At 46.7% G+C, this 18270-nt stretch carries 17 protein-coding genes; 4 read left to right on the forward strand and 13 right to left on the reverse strand.

Features of this window, described 5'->3' with window-relative positions:
* The 8 genes from BLCOC_RS19820 to nrdR all read right to left on the reverse strand — a co-directional run bounded on the left by BLCOC_RS19820 (position 1) and on the right by nrdR (position 8640).
* A complete protein-coding gene (locus tag BLCOC_RS19820) occupies positions 1-888 on the reverse strand; it encodes a DMT family transporter (RefSeq protein ID WP_018598364.1) in 888 nt (295 codons plus the stop codon).
* A gap of 14 nt (positions 889-902) precedes the next feature.
* The gene (locus BLCOC_RS19825; RefSeq protein ID WP_018598365.1) at positions 903-2123 is read right to left on the reverse strand and encodes an aminotransferase class I/II-fold pyridoxal phosphate-dependent enzyme; all 1221 of its coding nucleotides are present in this window, start codon (positions 2121-2123) and stop codon (positions 903-905) included.
* Positions 2124-2807: 684 nt separating this feature from the next.
* Entirely contained in the window at positions 2808-3533 is a 726-nt protein-coding gene (locus BLCOC_RS19830; RefSeq protein ID WP_029468326.1) for an ABC transporter ATP-binding protein, read from the reverse strand.
* A complete protein-coding gene (locus BLCOC_RS19835; RefSeq protein WP_018598367.1) occupies positions 3530-4363 on the reverse strand; it encodes an ABC transporter ATP-binding protein in 834 nt (277 codons plus the stop codon). Before BLCOC_RS19835 ends, BLCOC_RS19830 begins: the two co-directional genes overlap by 4 nt.
* Before the next feature lies 1 nt (position 4364).
* Positions 4365-5177: an ABC transporter permease gene (locus BLCOC_RS19840; RefSeq protein WP_018598368.1), complete on the reverse strand. Its 813-nt coding sequence runs from the start codon at positions 5175-5177 to the stop codon at positions 4365-4367.
* 15 nt (positions 5178-5192) lie between these two features.
* Positions 5193-6137: an ABC transporter permease gene (locus BLCOC_RS19845; protein ID WP_018598369.1), complete on the reverse strand. Its 945-nt coding sequence runs from the start codon at positions 6135-6137 to the stop codon at positions 5193-5195.
* 58 nt (positions 6138-6195) lie between these two features.
* Positions 6196-7767: an ABC transporter substrate-binding protein gene (locus BLCOC_RS19850; RefSeq protein ID WP_026255765.1), complete on the reverse strand. Its 1572-nt coding sequence runs from the start codon at positions 7765-7767 to the stop codon at positions 6196-6198.
* A gap of 423 nt (positions 7768-8190) precedes the next feature.
* Positions 8191-8640: a transcriptional regulator NrdR gene (nrdR, locus tag BLCOC_RS19855; RefSeq protein ID WP_018598372.1), complete on the reverse strand. Its 450-nt coding sequence runs from the start codon at positions 8638-8640 to the stop codon at positions 8191-8193.
* Between the two features lie 543 nt (positions 8641-9183).
* Here nrdR and BLCOC_RS19860 point away from each other — a divergent pair.
* From BLCOC_RS19860 to BLCOC_RS19870, 3 genes are read left to right on the forward strand one after another with little or no spacing between them, the layout of a single operon-like run.
* Positions 9184-9915 carry a radical SAM protein gene (locus BLCOC_RS19860; protein ID WP_018598373.1) on the forward strand — a complete coding sequence of 244 codons (732 nt, stop codon included), beginning with the start codon at positions 9184-9186 and terminating at the stop codon, positions 9913-9915.
* Positions 9905-10621 carry a queuosine precursor transporter gene (locus BLCOC_RS19865; protein WP_029468321.1) on the forward strand — a complete coding sequence of 239 codons (717 nt, stop codon included), beginning with the start codon at positions 9905-9907 and terminating at the stop codon, positions 10619-10621. Before BLCOC_RS19860 ends, BLCOC_RS19865 begins: the two co-directional genes overlap by 11 nt.
* Positions 10622-10679: 58 nt before the next feature.
* Complete coding sequence (locus BLCOC_RS19870) at positions 10680-11711, forward strand: M42 family metallopeptidase (protein ID WP_044911948.1); 1032 nt, start codon at positions 10680-10682, stop codon at positions 11709-11711.
* Here the strand turns inward: BLCOC_RS19870 and BLCOC_RS19875 are convergent.
* Both BLCOC_RS19875 and BLCOC_RS19880 read right to left on the reverse strand, forming a co-directional pair.
* Positions 11692-12672: a GNAT family N-acetyltransferase gene (locus tag BLCOC_RS19875; RefSeq protein WP_115623147.1), complete on the reverse strand. Its 981-nt coding sequence runs from the start codon at positions 12670-12672 to the stop codon at positions 11692-11694. The two genes, BLCOC_RS19870 and BLCOC_RS19875, sit on opposite strands and share 20 nt — an antisense overlap.
* A gap of 30 nt (positions 12673-12702) precedes the next feature.
* Positions 12703-13212, reverse strand: a complete 510-nt coding sequence (locus BLCOC_RS19880; protein ID WP_115623148.1) for an L-2-amino-thiazoline-4-carboxylic acid hydrolase — start codon at positions 13210-13212, stop codon at positions 12703-12705.
* Positions 13213-13483: 271 nt separating this feature from the next.
* On the opposite strand from BLCOC_RS19880, the gene BLCOC_RS19885 reads away from it, so the two are divergent.
* The gene (locus tag BLCOC_RS19885; RefSeq protein ID WP_018598378.1) at positions 13484-13891 is read left to right on the forward strand and encodes an HIT family protein; all 408 of its coding nucleotides are present in this window, start codon (positions 13484-13486) and stop codon (positions 13889-13891) included.
* 60 nt (positions 13892-13951) lie between these two features.
* On the opposite strand, the gene BLCOC_RS19890 is transcribed toward BLCOC_RS19885, so the two are convergent.
* The 3 genes from BLCOC_RS19890 to BLCOC_RS19900 form a co-directional block, all read right to left on the reverse strand.
* Complete coding sequence (locus BLCOC_RS19890) at positions 13952-15445, reverse strand: response regulator (RefSeq protein WP_044911949.1); 1494 nt, start codon at positions 15443-15445, stop codon at positions 13952-13954.
* A complete protein-coding gene (locus BLCOC_RS19895) occupies positions 15442-17280 on the reverse strand; it encodes a cache domain-containing sensor histidine kinase (RefSeq protein ID WP_018598380.1) in 1839 nt (612 codons plus the stop codon). Before BLCOC_RS19895 ends, BLCOC_RS19890 begins: the two co-directional genes overlap by 4 nt.
* A gap of 149 nt (positions 17281-17429) precedes the next feature.
* Complete coding sequence (locus BLCOC_RS19900; RefSeq protein WP_018598381.1) at positions 17430-18269, reverse strand: carbohydrate ABC transporter permease; 840 nt, start codon at positions 18267-18269, stop codon at positions 17430-17432.
* Between the last annotated feature and the right edge of the window lies 1 nt (position 18270).

Consider the following 18270-nt stretch of genomic DNA (forward strand, 5'->3'; position numbering starts at 1 on the left):
TCAGCGGGACCGGCCCAAAACATTCCCATGTCCCAGCTTTCCCATATTATACAGATACATCAAGACCGCCATGGCGCAGATGATCACATACCCCAGAATGCTGAGTGCATCCGGCATCTGCGAAAACAGAAAAAAGCCAAGAACAGCCGAAAAGATGACCTGGGAGTAATCATAAACAGAAATTTCCTTGGCAGGGGCAAAGCAATAGGCCGCCGTGATGGAAAATTGTCCCCCGGCCGCTGCCGCTCCGGCCAAAAGCAGATATAATAGCTGCATATGACTCATAGGGTGATAATCAAAGATCAGATACGGAAGGGTAACCAGACAGGAAAAGCAGGAGAAAAAGAACACAATAAACGGTCCTTTCTCTCCCCTGCCTCCCAGCACACGCACCATGGTATAGGCAAGTCCTGCTGCCATCCCACCTGCAAGGCCAATAAGCGCAGGAAGAAAACTCATGCCTGTACCTGTGGGTTTAACGATCATAAGACTGCCTGCAAAGGCCAGGATCACGGCCCCTGTCTGCAGTTTATTCGGTTTTTCTTTCAGCAGGAACAGACTGAAGATTATAGCAAAAAACGGGGACATTTTATTGAGCATGGAGGCATCTGCCAGCACCAGATGATCAACGGCGTAAAAATTGCATAAAATACCTGCTGTGCCGAAAACTGCACGGCACAGCAGATATTTCATATTTCCTTTTCTGCCTGAATACCAGGCTTTATTTTTAATGAGTATGAACCCGGCAAAACCAGCTGCCACCAGATTCCTGAAAAAACTCTTCTGCACAGCAGGCAAATCTCCCGACAGACGGACAAAAGTGTTCATCAGTGCAAAACAAAAAGCTGCTATGAGAATACAAAGAATTCCTTTTTGTCTCTGTTTCATGATATCTGCCGCTTTCAGAGCTTCTGCTGATAATCACTCAGGAAATCAGCCAGCTTATCTGCCGCGCTTTTAAGCTGTTCCAGATTCGGCAGATACACAATGCGGAAGTGATCCGGCTCTCCCCAGTTAAATCCTTTTCCATGGGTCAGAAGCACCTTCTTCTCCTTCAGAAAATCCAGGACAAATTTCTCATCATCTAGAATATTGAAGCGTTTTGTATCTAATTTCGGGAAAATATAGAAAGCTGCTTTTGGCTTCACAGCCGACAGACCCGGGATGTCATTGATGGCCTTGTAGATATATTCCCTCTGTTCATAAATACGTCCCCCCGGCTGCAGGTATTCCTGGACACTCTGGAATCCACCGAGAGCAGTCTGTACAATGGACTGTGCCGGGACATTGGAGCAGAGACGCATGTTGGACAGCATGTTCAATCCCTCAATATATCCCTTTGCCCTCTCTTTCGGTCCGCTTAAGACCATCCAGCCGCAGCGGAATCCAGCCACCATGTGGGATTTTGAAAGTCCGTTCATGGTAACGCAGAACACATCCGGTGCCAGGGCAGCGATGGAATGATGCACTACGCCGTCCATGGTCAGGCGGTCATAAATCTCATCCGAGAAGATCATCAGGTCATGTTCCCTTGCAAGGGCAGCGATTTCCTCCAGCACTTCTTTCGGATAGACCGCACCTGTGGGATTGTTGGGATTGATGATGACAATGGCTTTTGTCTTATCTGTGATCTTGCTGCGCATATCCTCTATATCCGGATACCAGTCCGCCTGCTCATCGCAGATATAATGCACAGCCTTGCCGCCTGCCAGCGTCACACAGCCGGTCCACAGAGGATAGTCCGGGGATGGAACCAGAATTTCGTCTCCATCGTCGATCAGTCCCTGTGTCACCATATTGATAAGCTCACTGACGCCATTGCCTGTATAGATATCCTCCAGCGCAACATCCTTTATATTCTTGATCTGGCAATACTGCATGATCGCTTTTCTGGCGGCAAATATCCCATGGGAGTCGGAATATCCCTGGGAGTCCCGAAGTGTGTAGATCATATCCAGGATCACTTCCTCCGGCGCACTGAAACCGAAGGGTGCCGGATTTCCTATGTTCAGTTTTAAAACGTCAATGCCGCTCTCCTGCATGCGGTTTGCCTCATCCAGCACCGGTCCACGGACATCATAGCAGACGTTGTCCAATTTTGAAGATTTATCAAAGGTTCTCATGTTAGCTCTCCTCTCCATTTTCCCAATATATTCCTGCGAAATAATAATATGCCATTCAAAACACTGCGTGGGCAGCTGTATGAAGGTTGTTATTGTTGAAAATTTTATCACTTCGCCGTGGAAAACGCAAGCGGGATGATGCTTTTTATGTGGTAAAAAGTGCTATGTTGGTGGCAAAATGTGGGGGAGGGTATACAGGGACGCCGAACCTGGCCACAGGCATCCCCCCACGGGCGGGAGCAGAGAACTTGCAAGCTAATGCGTAAGCCGCACTAAGTTCATCGCCTTAGGGCTCTTCACTAAGTGCTTGCTAACGCATGGATCTTGCAAGATTCTCTAGACGCTCCTAAACGCCCGTGGGGGGATGCCTGTGGCCAGGTTCGGCTGACTTTGTATGTGGAACGATTAAAAATCTATAAACGGTAGATAGTGGATAAATCCAGATGAAAAAAATTGGTTTTGATTCCTCTGCCTCTTTGAAATACAGGCGGGTCTGGCCGTAAGCCTCCCTGTACGGGCGTTTAGGAGCGCATAGAGAAGCTTACGAGATACACACGCTAGTAAGCACTTAGTGAAGAGCCCTAAGGCGATGAACTTAGTGCGGGTTGCGTGTTAGCTCGGAAGTTCTCTGCTCCCGTCCGTACAGGGAGGCTTATGGCCAGACCCGGCGTCCGCCAAATGCCACTATTCCTCCACATCCAAGGTTGCTGCCATCAACTCTTTTGTATAAACAGCTTGGGGATTGGCAAATACCTCTTCCACTTCCCCTTCTTCTACAATTCTTCCGTTACTCATCACCATGACTCTGTCACACATCTGATAGATCACATTCAAGTCGTGTGAGATGAAAAGGACGGAGAACTTCATCTCCTCTTGGAGTTTTATGATCAGTTCCATGATCTGTCTTTGAATGGTGACATCCAGCGCTGATACCGGTTCATCGGCAATGATGAAGCGTGAACCCTGGAGAAGGGATACCGCGATACTTACCCTTTGGCGCTGGCCCCCGGACAGTTCTCTGGGACGTCGTTTCAGATGTTCTTTTGTAAGCCCTGTTTTTTCTGCCATAGCCAAAACTTTCCTGCGCCGCTCTTCCTTTGGTATCTTCTGCATGCGCAGCGGCTCCTCCAGGATCCATCCCACGCGCTTTCCCGGATTGAGGGATGAGTATGGATCCTGGAAGATCATTTGGGGTTTACCCGTGTGATGTATAATCTGGCCTTCCTGTACTTTTACAAATCCCAGGATCGCCTTGGAGAGGGTGGTTTTACCACAGCCGCTCTCCCCCACCAGACCCAGGATCTCATTCTCCCGGACCGTAAAATCAATATCCTTTAACACCTGCTGTTCTTTTCTGCCCTCCCGGTAAGATGCGCTTACATGTTTTACTTCCAGTACAGGTTCCATCATCCCTCACCCCTTTCCTGATCTGCTGCGGTTCGTCTTCTCAGGGAAGTTCTTCTGTTTGGTATTGCCGCCAGAAGCTTTCTCGTATATTCCATGGAAGGGTGCCGGAAAATCTCCTGCACATCTCCCTGTTCTACGGCTTTTCCCTGATTCATGACAATGACACGGCTGCAGAGATGGCGAATAACACCCAGATCATGGGAAATAAACAAAACCGCGGTCCCCTGTTCCCTGTTGATCTTCTGAAGAAGCTTTAAAATCTGTACCTGTATGGTCACATCCAGCGCTGTGGTCGGCTCATCCGCAATCAAAAGCTTTGGTTCCATCACAAGCGCCGCGGCGATCATGACACGTTGGCGCATACCGCCTGAGAGCTGATGGGGATATTTTTCATACAGCAGTTGGGGATTTGGAAGCTCCACATTTTGCATCATCTGCAGTGCCCTCTCCTTTCGCTCCCGGGCATTGAAACGGCTGTGTATCTTCATGGCTTCCTCCACCTGCGCCCCAATGGTCATCACCGGATTCAGGGAAGTCATGGGTTCCTGAAAGATCATACCGATCTCCCTGCCCCGAATATTCCACAGTTCCTCTCTCGGCATCTGCAGGATATCCCTGCCCTGGAACAAGATCTCTCCTTTTGGCATTCTTGCGTACTCTCCCAAAAGCCCCATGACAGACAGGGCAGTCTGGGTTTTTCCTGACCCGGATTCTCCCACGATTCCCAGTATTTCTCCTTCCTCCATGGAAAAAGAAATATCCTCCACGATTTTTGTGGACGGTACGGTATCGTGAAATTCAATTGTCAGATTTTTAATTTTCAATAATGCCATATCACTTCCCGCCTTTCTTCTGCAGTCCGTCACTTAACAGGGAAAATCCCAGTGCCAGGAGGATAACGGCTGCCCCGGGAAACAGGGCACACCAGGGAGCTGTTGCCAGGTACGCCTGGGACTCTGACAGCATTCTTCCCAGGCTGGCGTCCGGCGGCTGTACACCGATTCCCAGATAACTCATACCTGCCTCAGCCAGAACTGCATTGTTAAACCCAATGGCAGCAGTCGCGAGAACTGTGGGAAGTGTATTTGGAAGAATATGCACAAAAATGATGCGCAGATGGGATACGCCCATAAGCCTTGCACTTTTCACATAATCCATTTCCCTCTGGGAGATAAATTCACTTCTCGTCATTCTGGCAAAGCTGGGAATGAACACCACTCCAAGGGCCAGGATCACATTGTATTTTCCGGGCCCTAAAATACTGATAAATACCAGGGCCAGCAAAATGCTCGGAAAAGAAACCACTGCATCATTAAAGCGCATAAGCACTTCATCCAGCCAGCCTCCGAAATATCCGGTAAAAGCGCCCACTAAAAGCCCGACTCCGCCGCCGATCAGGACCGTTGCCGCCCCCACAAAAAAAGTGGTTCCTGTGCCTTTCATGACCCGGCTCAAAATGTCCCGTCCAAACTGGTCACATCCAAACAGATGTGCCAGAGAAGGCGCTGCGAATTTCGCGCCGCCGCTCATGGCATCCGGATCATAGGGGGTATACAGCAGTCCGATCAGCAAAAATAGCAGCATACATCCTGCAAGGGAGGCACCGATGATCAAATTGCCCGACTTAATTTTTCTGTCTTTTCTCATCTTCTCTCCTCCTGCCTATGCGTCCATGCGGATACGCGGGTCGATTTTTCCGTATAAAATATCCACTGCAAAATTAATGATGACCACCATAGCCGCGATCAGTACAATGATCCCCTGGACCACAGGGTAATCTCTGTTGGAAATAGACGTGATCAGCAGGCTTCCCATACCGGGAATGGTAAACACCTGTTCCAAAATAATGCTGTTGGCCATAATATCTGCAATGGTCATAGCCCAGAAAGTGAGCACCGGTATCAGAGCGTTCTTCAGTACATGCCGGTAGAGCACACGCCCTGCCCTGTTTCCCCGACTGTAGGCAGTTCGCACATAATCCATGCGAAGCTGGGTGATCACGGAGCTTCGCAGCATTTTTACCGCCATGGCACTTTTGGGCAGCGCGATGGCTATACTTGGCGCTGCGAGGTAGGCCAGAAACCCTCCGAAATTTTCCCTGGGGGATACGTAGGCTCCCGGCGTAAACCATTTGAGCACCAATCCAAAGATATATGTGATCAAGATACCCAGGAAAAATCCCGGGACTGACATGATCACCTGATTACAGATCATTAAAAAACGGTCAAGTTTTCCGCCCTCATGCTGTGCCGTAAAAATTCCTAGAGGTATGGAGAACAGCAGGATGATGAAAAATCCCATAAGCACCATAGTGATATTGACAGGTATTTTATCCCCTATCATCTCCTGTACCGGCATGGAATAACTGTAGGACTCACCCATGTCACCGGTGACAAAATCCTTCAGCCACAGACCGTAGCGCACCAGAACCGGTTTATCAAGTCCCATCTCATGCTGCAGTGCCTCTACCTGTTCCTTTGTAGCCTCTGTTCCCAGCTTTGACTTTGCCGCGTCACCTGGAATCACGGAGAAGGCCATAAAAGAAAGAAAAGAGACAATTAACAATGTTATAATGAGAGTTCCCGTTTTTTTCACAATATATTTCATTCTGTCTTTCTCCTTCTCCGTGTATGGTTCCCGGTACAGCTTTCCTTATTGCCGGGCTTTATTTTACTTTGTAGATTTTTGCCATGTCCAGCACATACAGGGGATAAAATTCAAACCCGCTGTAAGACTTTCTCAGCGCAACCTCTGAGGCCATATCCTGAATATAGACATTTGCCGCGTCATCAGCCAAAATGGTTTCCATTTTCTTGTAAAGCTCTGTCTGTTCTGCGTCGTCTGTGCTTTTCTTCACCTGCTGATAGAGTTTATCATACTCTTCATTGCTGAAGTTGATGAAGTTTTTGGAAGAATCTGAGGTAAAACGCTCCAGTAGTGCGCGGCCGCTTAAATAAGCTGCGTCCACACCCACTACTGTAGACTGGAATTTTCTGTCACCGTATACGTCACTGAGCCAGCTATCCCATTCCACAAGCTGGATTTTTGCGTTGACTCCGATCTGTTTTAACTGCTCCACCAGTATCTGGGCTGTGTCCACATGTTGCTGATAGTTGGAAGGAACCGTGATGGTCATGTCAAATCCATCCGGGTATCCGGCTTCTGCCAGCAGTTCTTTGGCTTTGTTTACATCCTGGGGGTATTTGTCTGCCAGTTCAGGCATGTAATATTTGTCAAAGGCCGGGAACATACTGCTTCCGATGATGGTTCCTTTTCCGTCTGCGATCATATCCAGAACATCCTGGCGGTTCACAGCATATGAGAGCGCCTGGCGTACCTTTATGTCATCAAAAGGGGCTTCGGCATTGTTCAGATAGAGTGCCTGTACCAGATTCATGCCGCCTTCATAAATGGTGAAGTCCCCGCCTTCCAACTGAGCAGACTGGTTGGAATCAATACGTGCCACCATATCCAGAGAACCGCCTTTTAACCCGGTCACGATCGCATTGCTGTCGCTCACCACCTTGAAGGTGACTTCATCCAGATATGCCGGATTCTCTGTATCCCAGTAGTCTGCAAACTTTTTGATCTTAATATTCTCCTGGGGAGAGCGGGATTCGTACATAAAGGGACCGGTGCCCACCGGATTCGTTTCCAGATCCTGCACATCCTTGGGGACAACTGCCACGATCAGATATGCCAGGAATTCTGTATCGGCTTCTTTTAAGTTGATGACAATGGTTTTGTCATCGGGAGTTTCCACGTTTTCCACATTAGAAAACGCCGCTATCAACGGTTCTGTTCCTTCCGTGATACCGGCGCATCGCTCGATCGAATATTTCACATCGTCTACGGTAACGTCCGCTCCATTGTGGAATTTTACGCCCTCACGAAGTGTAAAGGTGTAAGTCCTGCCATCCTCTGATATGGTGTGCGACTGGGCTACTGCATCGATGTAATTGCCTTTTTCATCAGGCTTTACTAAGCCTTCATAAATATTGAATAGGACTTCTTTTGTTCCTGCCGCTACCGATTTGTGTGGGTCAAGACTATCCTCTATATCCTGAGGAATTCCTACTACAATGGAACCTCCCATGGTTGGTTCCGCTTTTGTTTCTGTGGAACTTTCGTTGTTTTTGGACTCTTTACCGCTTTCCTTTTTGTCTTGGCAGCCGCCGAGTACAATAGTCAGGGTAAGTGCAAAGAGAAGTGTTGGTATTAATCTTGCTCTTTTCATGATCTCTCCTTTAAACATAGAAGTTCCCTCATTATTTAATTGTCAAGTTCATTGTAGCGAAATGGGGGGGAGATTGCAAGTATTATTTGGGGTACATGGGAATAGATGAGATGTTTGGAGGGGTTGTGAGGGGTTGTGAGATTTGGAGGGGATGGGGGCAGGGCAGCAGAGGGAAATTCATCCGACGTTTCGCTGGCGGGCAGCTAACCTGCTGGCATTCACTAAATTCGTCGGCAATGGCCTCCTCATTAAGTGTCTGCCGCAGGTGGATCTGCCCGCCGCTCCACTTAGCCTCCTGAATTTCCCTCTGCTGCCCTGCCCCCATCCCCTCCAAATCCTGTAGGTTACGGCTAAAAAACAAAAAATGATGTTTTGTTTGTTCAGGTTCATATCATGTTTACTGTAGAATGTTTGCTGTGGTGTCTAGTTCAGAATTTTTTTCAGTTCGTCCATGAAGGTGTTTACATCCTTGAATTCACGGTAGACAGAGGCAAAGCGTACATAGGTTACAGCGTCCAGGTCTTTGAGTTTGTCCATGACGATTTCACCGATTTCGGTGCTTGGTATTTCACGATCTTCTTTGTTGAAGATTTCGGTTTCGATCTCGTCCAGGATCTTTTCAATCTGCTCTACGGAAATCGGACGTTTGTAGCAGGCACGCATGATGCCGTCCTGGATTTTGGTGCGGTCGTATTGTTCGCGGCTTTGGTCTTTTTTGATAACAACAAGTGGAATTGTCTCTATTTTCTCGTAAGTGGTGAACCGCTTGCCGCACTCGTCACACTGTCTTCTCCTTCGGATGGAATTATTGTCCGGAACCGGTCTGGAATCGATGACGCGTGTGTTGTCTTGATTACAAAATGGACATTTCATGTAAAGGTCCTCCTTGATCTATGTTATATAAGGCTGCCTGCGGTAAATATAGGTTACCGGGCACAGAGTGAATCAACAGGCCCGTGAACAGTAACAGTATAGTGTTACTATTTAAAGTCTACTTAAAGTGTAGTTTTTTGTATAGTAACACGCTTCGCGATGCACACAAAATGCAATAAATTGCATTTTGGCGCTGGCTAACTCGGGATTTTGCTTTGCAAAATGCCTCCCGGGATAACGGTCCGTGAACAGTAACAGTATAGTACATATAGACGTCTTACGTCAATCATTTCCCTTGTATTTTTTGGGGTTTTCTGCTAGAATGTTGTAGCAGTTCAGACAGGTCTGCGCATTTATTGCGCTGCCCGTATGAACAGGTAGTTCCAGCAGGCATCCGGCCCATCGCGAAGCGATTTTTAATGGCCGGATGTGTAACAGTTCAGCCTGCCTGAACTGTTACAGAATGTTACCGTTTAGGGAGTCTCTTCCTGAAAGACAGTTCGTAACCATCCTGTCTATAAATAAAACTAAGGAGTGAAAAAAATGAGTATTGAACAACCAACGAACCGTTATAGTGTGATACGGGAAAAAAATCCCCGGGAGATCTTGCTTCTTCGGGGCAGCGGGTGCAAATGGCGCCGCTGTACATTCTGCGACTATCATCTGGATTTTTCCAGAGATGAGGACGCCAATTTTCTTCTGAATCAAAAGGAACTGACCAAAGTCACCGGCTGTTTCCACCGATTGGAAGTGATCAATTCCGGGAGTTTTTGTGACCTGGATGACAAGACTTTGCATTTGATACGCCAGGTCTGCGAAGAAAAAGAAATCCGGGAACTGCATTTTGAGTGTCACTGGATGCATAGGGATGAGATCAAGGCCGCGAAGGATTTTTTTGCCGAGAAAGATATTTGCCTAAAGATTAAGATGGGTGTGGAAACCTTTGATCCTCAATTCCGTGAAACTGTTCTCCGGAAGGGCTTTACCGCTGACTCTCCCCAGGAAATTGCCGAATATGCCCATGAGGTGTGTCTGTTGTTCGGGCTTACAGGGCAGACCCTTGCTTCAATGAAAAGGGATATTGAGACCGGACTTGCCTTTTTTGAGAGGATCTGTATCAATATCATGGTGGCAAATTCCACCAAAATGAAACCTGACAGAGATGTGATCCGGATCTTTGCAGAAAATCTTTATCCCCTTTATATAGGTAATGAACGGGTTGATATCCTGATGGAAAACACGGAATTTGGGGTGGGTGACAAATATGAGCAATGAAATTTTGTTACTTATATCTCTTGTTCTGATATACAGCTTCGTCCTGCTTGCTTATAACTTTTTTGACCTGTCCGGTCTGTATGCGTGGACTGTCTTTTGTACCATCACTGCCAATATTGAGGTTTTGCTCATGGTGCGGGCTTTTGGTATGGAGCAGACACTTGGAAATGTACTGTTTGCCTCGTCTTTTCTTGTGACGGATATCATCAGTGAAGTGGGCGGCAAAAAACAGGCGCAGAAAGCGGTCAACCTGGGAATCTGTACTTCCTTCTGTTTTATATTGATCTCCCAGATGTGGCTTTTATATACCCCTTCTGCCAGCGACTGGGCAAGTCCTGCGTTCCATACGATTTTTTCAAATACACCGAGACTGCTGTTTGCCAGTCTTCTGGTCTATGCGGTATCTCAGAAATTTGACGTCTGGGCCTATCATAAATGGTGGGCGTTTACGACAAAACGTTTTGGGGACGCGGAAGGTTTTTTATGGCTTCGCAACAACGGCTCCACTTTAGTATCGCAGCTTTTAAATACGATCCTGTATACGTTTGGGGCATTTTGGGGAATGTATTCCCTGCCGGTACTTCTGCATATCTGCATATCGAGTTATGTGATTTTTGTATTTACCAGCCTGCTTGACACTCCCTTTGTCTATATAGCACGGCGGATCAAACATAGAAAAGATGGAAATATAGCAGCTGTATCTTAACTATATATTATATTGGCAATAACAGTTACAAAATCATAAAAGGAAAAGGGCTATGATCATGGACAAATATCTGGATTATATTCTGGAACAAATGAAAACGCTTCTGGCAATAGACAGCCCGTCAGGGTACACACAAAAGGTTACAGACTACCTGATGGCTGAATACCAGCGCCTGGGATACCATCCTTTAAAAACCGTCAAGGGCGGTGTGCTTACGGACTTGGAAAGCGGTGATGCCGGGCAGGGTGTTCTCCTGGAGGCACACGTGGACACTCTTGGAGCTATGGTTTCAGAGATCAAGGGAAACGGGCGGCTGAAAGTCACACCGATCGGCGGAATGAATGCAAATAATGCAGAGGGGGAGAATTGCAGGATCGTCACACGATTTGGCGGTATATACGAAGGAACCTGTCAGCTTATCAACGCTTCTGTTCATGTAAATGGGGATTATGATAAGACCGGACGAACTTTCGACACTGTGGAAATCGTGCCGGATGAACCGGCCGCAGATAAAGAGGCAGTGGCTGCACTGGGAATTTCCCCAGGGGATTATGTGTGTTTTGCCCCCAGGACTGTGATAACAAGATCAGGATACATCAAAAGCCGTTTTCTGGATGATAAACTCAGCGCCGCCATTTTACTGGGTTATGCAAAATATGTGAGGGAGGAAGGCATATCTCTGAAAAAGAGGGTCTATCAGCACATGACTGTATTTGAGGAAGTCGGCCACGGCGGGGCATCTTCTATTCCGGATGGCGTGAAGGATGTTATTTCTGTGGATATGGGATGTGTAGGAGAAGGCCTTTGCTGTACCGAGCAGCAGGTATCCATCTGTGCCAAGGACAGCAGAGGGCCTTATCACTATGATCTGGTTACTTCTCTTGTAAAGACAGCCCGGGATATGGGGCTTGCATACGCAGTGGATGTATATCCCCACTACGGGTCAGATGCGGATGTGGCTCTTACAGCAGGATATGATGTGCGTCATGGGCTGATCGGCCCAGGCGTGTACGCTTCCCACGGATATGAAAGAAGCCATGTGGAGGGAGTGAAAAATACCTTCCTGCTGATCAAAGGATTACTTGGATAGGTGCCTTAAGAATACGTTCGTCAATACGGCGGACAAGACCATGGGTATACACTGAAAAAAATTTTTGCCAGAAGGCATATGCTGTTGGATTCAGACTTTCATAGTCTACGCCCAAATACGCATAGCCTTCTTTTTTTAGAATATTTACGGCATAGTTCAGAGGATTTTGGATCACACCTTTTCCCCGATGTTCCGTAAGACAGTAGGCTGCTGTAATGTGCAGATATTCCCGGTTTTCTGTGATACAGGTTTCACCGGACTCTGAAATTTTCAGATATGCGCATGGCTGTCCTTTGTATCTTGTTATAAAGCATCTTTCTTTTTCTGCTGTAAATGTGCTGCAGAAGTCTTGGCATGTGGTTACGGTACGGTTCATGAAAAACGGACTGCTTTCATAATGGCGGTTCAGCATAACCTCCAGAGGATATGCCTGAGCGATGGTTTCCGGATCAAGCTCCTCATTTTCAAAGCTGTGCTTTTCATATTTTTCATTTTGGATGCAGGATATGGGTTCCATGGCTCGAACGGCGTCTGCACACCGCTGGCCAAAACCATACCGGAAGAACTGCTGCTGTGCTGCTTCATCATGAGCATAGAGACAAACACCATGGCTGACAGCCCCGGCTCTCACCCATTTCTGAGCGGCATACTGGTACATGGCTGCATATATATCTGCTCTGTTTTGTGCCGCTGCAGCATTGGCACCCATAGGAGAAAATATCCCCTTGGCATCAGTTGAACCAAATGCATGGTCAAAAGGCTCCGTACCGCAGAGAAAACCTATCATGGTTTTCCCCTCGTATGCGGCTGCTCCAAATCCATTATCCGCAAAATATGTTAAGTCAAGAAGTTCTTCTGCTTTCGGAAGAACAGGCACCTTGCTTTGCTCCTCTTTGTAGCATGACAAAGCAAGTTCCTTTGCGTTTGTAATATGTTCACGTGTAAAATCAATAATGTGCATTTCGTCTCCTCGTAAGATCTCCGTGCGGCATTACTTTTTATGATAATATAAACGGCATACCTCATCCCCCTTGGCGATGGATTTCAAAAGTTTCAGACGGCCGCCGTAAGCCTCTCCTATGCCATGGTCGCCGCACATTGCTATGTCACAGAGTTTCCCTATCTCCTCGTCCGTACAGCCGGCTTTCTGCCAGGCCTTTACTAACGGACAATAGTGAAAATCAATTGCCAGCTCTTTGTCTGTGCTTTTTCTGATTTTCATCTCAAATACCCACTGGGCCGGTTTGGTAAAAAGCTGTTTTCTGAGACCGGTCAGACTGTTGGTCCCACCTTGTTTTACCAACTCTGCCCCCTGTCCCAGACCGCAGCGACGGATCGCGGCGCTTCCGAAGTCCTCCCAGTCAAGTCCTCTTTTTCCGGCTTCATCACATAGAAGATACAGCCAGGCCGCACGCTGTTCCAACTGTCCTCTGACAGCCTGAATCAGTTTATTTTTAATCTTTGGTTCGTTTTTGATCTTAGATGTACAATTGTTTGGCATATTAAAACCCCCTCTGCATTTTTCTTACGATCATGATTCCCGGTCACTATAGCCTTGTGGTATAATGATACATGTCCGGCTACTTTCTGTTATCCCTAAGAAGACATTCTTACGGCCAGCGCAGTAAATTGCGCAGCCCTGAGCCCTGTCAAGTAATTAGGTATCATGCCGCTGTATAAATTATAGCATGGGAGACATCCGGGCACAATCAGGAACTCTTTTATGATTCCATCTATCTAATACTCTGAACAATAACAGGAGGATCACACATATGAAATGTATTTTTTGCAGTTGCATTGAAACTTCACAAATACTGGCTGAAACAGATCACTTTATTCTGGTTTACGATATAAATCCCATTCAAAAAGGGCATTTACTGATTATTTCCAAACAGCATTATGAAAATATCCGGGAGGTTCCAAAGCAGGTTTTGGTTGAATTGATCCTGCTTGAACAGCAGGTGACTGAGATCATAGAAACAAATTTTGATGTGCTGGGAGTTACTGTCATGCAAAATAACGGCCGAGTCATGGATGAAGGAACACATTTTCATGTGCACATCATTCCCCGGTATACCGATGACTGTTTCTGGGCAAACCAGAAAGTAAAACAGCATGAGCTTTTACAGGAACAGCTTTCCCACTGCTTGAAAGAACAGCTTCACCCGGGCTTTCAATGACCGTATGCCGCCTATTTTTACTATCCGCAGCACCGAAGACAGTAAAAAATAGGCGGAAACTCATTTTCTATTCACTCGCTCTCTCCGGAACGTATCCGGCGATATTTCTGTGTATTTTTTAAATACCTTAGAAAAATATGTACAGTTCTCAAATCCCAATATTTCAGAAACTTCGTATACGAGAAGTCCCTCCTCCAGCATTTCCTTTGCCAGTCCCACCTTCCTCATATTCACATAATCAATAAAATTCTGACCCATCTCTTTTTTGAACACGGTACTCAGATAAGCGCTGGAAACGCCGATTTCTCTGGCTGCGTCTGCCTGGTGTATCTGTGTCTTCAGATGCGTGTCAATGTAGTGGAAGGCGCTGTTTAGAATCTCTGAGCGGCTGCATTTGTAATCGATCAGAAAACGTTCATAGAAGGCATCTGTGAATTCCAGAAACCACTCCTCTATCTCTGACAGACTGCTGCTCGTCATCAAAGACTGGTAATGACAGTTATCACCCCGCACCTCAATTTCCTCAATAGCCCCATTCAGGCTCTGTGCCGTCATGGAAAAGACACCCAGCATGTCCATAAAAATACGCCGCAGCACATTAATGCTTGTATACCTTTCATCGCGGACAGCCGCAAAAATATGTGCTATGGACTTTTTCGTATCCTCCTTTGCGAACTCGCCCACTGCCTTTTTCAGAGCTGCCTGCATGTGGGTCATTCCTTTTGGACTGTGCTCCCCTGCCGGTATCCTCTCTGTAAAATAATGTATCCTCTGTTCTTCATCATAATAGCTCACCATGTGGATCTGCTCCGCAAGTGCAATGGCCCGGTTGATATCCGTCTCTTCTTTCATGACTTCCTCACAGATTCCCAGATACAGCTTTACAGCGCAGCGCTGGGCCAGTCTCTCATAAAGTTCTTTATAAAATTCTCCGGAAAACCGCCTGTCAAACAGAAAATAACAGCACTGCACCCCTTTGTGGATCTGCAGAAATTCCTGCCCCCGCTTTTGAAACCACGCCCGGCACTGTTCCATGACGGAAAAAATTCCCTCCTGTTTTTCTTTATGGGGCAGGATACACAGAAGCGTCCGGTAAGTGCCCACGTCCTGAAAGATATCTTTCCCTGTATGGCTGATGATCTCCTCATAACGTATTTCCCTGACACGAAAAGACGGGTGCTTCTCCCCCCTGCATTTTTGAAGAATCTCCTGCAGAGACTCAGAGGAGAGATTCAGTTTTCTAAGATAATCATAAGCTCCCAGCTTCATGGCTTCCTTTACCATCTCAAATTCCTCATTGCAGCTTATGACGATCACCTTGCAGTCCAGATGGTTCTCCCTTAAATATTCCAGGATCTGCAGCCCGTTTATTTTCGGTATGTTCAGGTCAAGGAGCAGAATGTCCGGGTGCTCATTCTCTATGGAGCGGATTGCTTCCTGTCCGTCCTTCGCATCATCCAGCAGAGTGAACCCCAGAGCGTTCCAGTCGAGAAGCTGGTGCAGACCCACTCTGGCCAATATTTCGTCCTCTATGATCAATACCTTATTTTTCATTCCCTTTCCTTTCTGCCGGCGGAATGTGCCTGAAAATCTGTTCTTTTTGGAACCCTTATCCATATTTCAAATCCCGCTTTTACCTGTTCCTTAAATATCAGCCCGTAGCTGTCACCGTACAGCATTTTTAATCTGGAATTTACATTGTATAACCCCATCCCGGTAAATGTCCTTCGGTTCCTGTGAGGACTTTTCAGCATCTCCTCCACCATATCCCTGTCAGCAGAGTTGCCGTTGTTGAATATGGAGATCAGAAAATCCTGCTCATATTCCACTGCGGATACGATTATCTGGCCTGCCGTGACATCCTTAACCCCGTGCAGAATAGCGTTTTCCACAATGGGCTGCATGGTAAATGCCGGAATCTCATAGAAATACAGATCTGTGGGGATCACATTATAATACTGAAAGGAATTTCCAAACCTGAGTTTCATAATATCCACATAGGCTTCCAGAAGTGCGGTCTCCTGTCCTACTGTTGTCATGCCGTTTCTATTGTCATAGACACCGTGCAGAATTTCCCCAAGGGATTCCAGGGCATGTGATGTCCTTTCGTCATGTTCTTCTCTTGCCATGATCCGGATTGAATTTACAGTATTAAAAATAAAATGCGGAGAAATCTGGGACATCAGCATCTCATAATGGGCCTTCTCTTTCAGGTGGCTTTCTGTTTTTACCTTTTCTATCAGCTCTTCGATCCTGTGACCCGCCCTGTTGTAGCTGGAAATAAATTTATGTATCTCCAGGAAGGACAGCTCCGGTTCCTGAAGGGTCAGAATACCGCTTTCAGAGTTCTCCAGCTTTTCCACCAGATCTGTAAGGGGTTTTGACAGTTTCTTAGAAAAATAAACCATGGTGATTATGGTGGCCGCGATCAATAGCAGAACCATTCCCAGAATATTTCTTGATATCCTCAGGTTCCCCTCCAGATAGACACGCCCGGGAACCGCATATACTAAAGTATTTCCGCCATGTTCCAGGGAAACCGCCATGTACTTATAACCGTTTTTCAGCGTCCCCTGGATAATGGAATCCGTGCCCTCCCAAAAGGCCGCGTCCTCTTCTGCCAGGGACTCTGCCAACGCCTCTTTTTCCCCGTTGTATTCCATCTGCATCTTTCTGCCGCTGTCAAAAATATAGAGTGTACCCTCATCTGCCGGCACCATGGCCTGCGTAAATTTCCCCCATATTTTTGTACCGGAAAGCTGGATCAAAAGGATACCAAGATTCTCCCCGGAATAGTCCAGCACGCTTCTTCCGATATAAAGATAACGGTGATCATGTATCGGAGAGGAGGTCATTTCCGCGAAAAACTCCTGCAGTTCTGCTGAAAAAGTTGTTTTTCGCCCATTGGATCTGATCTGCTGATACCAGTTCTCTCCTTCATACTCCACAGAAGTTCGGCTTAGATTGTGGGCACCTATCAAATATCCCGAGTCTGTCAAAATGGCTATTTTACCGCCCACAGCATTCAAGACAGAGCTTTCCATCTCCGAAAGCCTTGCAGAAAGCTGGGTTTTTGCCTGGTACAGATCGTAGCTGTCCTCAGAGCGTGCCATGGTGCGCAGGTTCTCCAGCACGCTTTTGCTGGTCATCATCATGCTGGTGGAATAATTGGTCACCTCGATCATCTGATCCGCGTTTGCCTTGATCTGGGACAAAAGTGTTGTATCGTAACCGGTCTTATTTTCTGTGGTGACCCTCTGTAAATAAATGTTCAAAACCATAAGTGCCAGACACAGCGGCAAAACCACAAAACACCCCATGTACACAATGAGCTGTGTCCTGATACTTTTATGTTTCAGACTAAAATGTATACCTTTTTCCTTCCCCATTCTATTTCCGCCCTCTTTATATTATCCATCTATTCTAATATACTGAATCTTTTTGTCAACTTCCCTTATGAAGTTTACATTATTTCCCAACCTATATCAAACAGGCAAAACAGGGCTGGCGCACTTTAAACATGCGCCAACCCTAAAGTCTATCCTTTTACAGCTCCGGCAGACAGCCCCTCCACAAGGTTCTTCTGTACCAGGGCAAAAAATAACAGTATAGGAATCAGACTGATGACCACCGCTGACATTAAAAGCCCCCAGTCCACGGAATACTGCCCGATAAAATCCTGCATTCCCACCTGAATCGTCTTTTTTAACGTTGTATTGATAAAAATAGACGCGTACATATATTCATCCCAGGATGACATGAAGCAGAAAAGCGCTGTCACAAACAGTCCCGGCTTCGCCACATAAAATATAACGGAAAAGAATGACCGCAACCTGCTGCACCCGTCGATCATAGCCGACTCCTCCAGCTCCCATGGGATCGTGGAAAAAAATGCGCAGGTATTCCAGATGGCAAACGGCAGAGTAAAGGAGCAGTACATAAGTATCAGCCCCACATAGCTGTCAATGAGCTGAAAATGTTTCATGATAATATAATACGGAATACACAGCAGGATTCCCGGAAACATCCGCGTCATCAGCACTGCCATCTTAATCTTCCCCGCCCCCAAAATACGGTACCTTGTCAGTCCGTATGCTGCCATAACAGACAGCACCATACAGATAGCAGTTGTCACAACCGTGATAAAAATACTGTTCATAAAATATCTGACAAAATTGGATTCAAAAATCACATGGCGGAAGTTTTCAAAGGTCACATAGGTAGGGATGATCTGCTTAGGATCATAAATCTGTTCCTGTGTCTTCAGAGCAGTCAGCACAACATACACAAACGGCGCCACAGCGGCAAATACCATCAGAACCGTAAAGACATAAGCAACTGCCATTCTGATATTCTTTTTCTGTCTTTTATTCAGCATC

Source organism: Blautia coccoides, from assembly GCF_034355335.1.
GTDB classification, from domain to species: Bacteria; Bacillota; Clostridia; order Lachnospirales; family Lachnospiraceae; genus Blautia; species Blautia producta.

Bases quoted from the DNA above. Each gene is read 5' to 3' on its own strand.
- BLCOC_RS19820 (WP_018598364.1), bottom strand. From the start codon at position 888: ATGAAACAGAGACAAAAAGGAATTCTTTGTATTCTCATAGCAGCTTTT.
- BLCOC_RS19825 (WP_018598365.1), bottom strand. From the start codon at position 2,123: ATGAGAACCTTTGATAAATCTTCAAAATTGGACAACGTCTGCTATGAT.
- BLCOC_RS19830 (WP_029468326.1), bottom strand. From the start codon at position 3,533: ATGATGGAACCTGTACTGGAAGTAAAACATGTAAGCGCATCTTACCGG.
- BLCOC_RS19835 (WP_018598367.1), bottom strand. From the start codon at position 4,363: ATGGCATTATTGAAAATTAAAAATCTGACAATTGAATTTCACGATACC.
- BLCOC_RS19840 (WP_018598368.1), bottom strand. From the start codon at position 5,177: ATGAGAAAAGACAGAAAAATTAAGTCGGGCAATTTGATCATCGGTGCC.
- BLCOC_RS19845 (WP_018598369.1), bottom strand. From the start codon at position 6,137: ATGAAATATATTGTGAAAAAAACGGGAACTCTCATTATAACATTGTTA.
- BLCOC_RS19850 (WP_026255765.1), bottom strand. From the start codon at position 7,767: ATGAAAAGAGCAAGATTAATACCAACACTTCTCTTTGCACTTACCCTG.
- nrdR (WP_018598372.1), bottom strand. From the start codon at position 8,640: ATGAAATGTCCATTTTGTAATCAAGACAACACACGCGTCATCGATTCC.
- BLCOC_RS19860 (WP_018598373.1), top strand. From the start codon at position 9,184: ATGAGTATTGAACAACCAACGAACCGTTATAGTGTGATACGGGAAAAA.
- BLCOC_RS19865 (WP_029468321.1), top strand. From the start codon at position 9,905: ATGAGCAATGAAATTTTGTTACTTATATCTCTTGTTCTGATATACAGC.
- BLCOC_RS19870 (WP_044911948.1), top strand. From the start codon at position 10,680: ATGGACAAATATCTGGATTATATTCTGGAACAAATGAAAACGCTTCTG.
- BLCOC_RS19875 (WP_115623147.1), bottom strand. From the start codon at position 12,672: ATGCACATTATTGATTTTACACGTGAACATATTACAAACGCAAAGGAA.
- BLCOC_RS19880 (WP_115623148.1), bottom strand. From the start codon at position 13,212: ATGCCAAACAATTGTACATCTAAGATCAAAAACGAACCAAAGATTAAA.
- BLCOC_RS19885 (WP_018598378.1), top strand. From the start codon at position 13,484: ATGAAATGTATTTTTTGCAGTTGCATTGAAACTTCACAAATACTGGCT.
- BLCOC_RS19890 (WP_044911949.1), bottom strand. From the start codon at position 15,445: ATGAAAAATAAGGTATTGATCATAGAGGACGAAATATTGGCCAGAGTG.
- BLCOC_RS19895 (WP_018598380.1), bottom strand. From the start codon at position 17,280: ATGGGGAAGGAAAAAGGTATACATTTTAGTCTGAAACATAAAAGTATC.
- BLCOC_RS19900 (WP_018598381.1), bottom strand. From the start codon at position 18,269: ATGCTGAATAAAAGACAGAAAAAGAATATCAGAATGGCAGTTGCTTAT.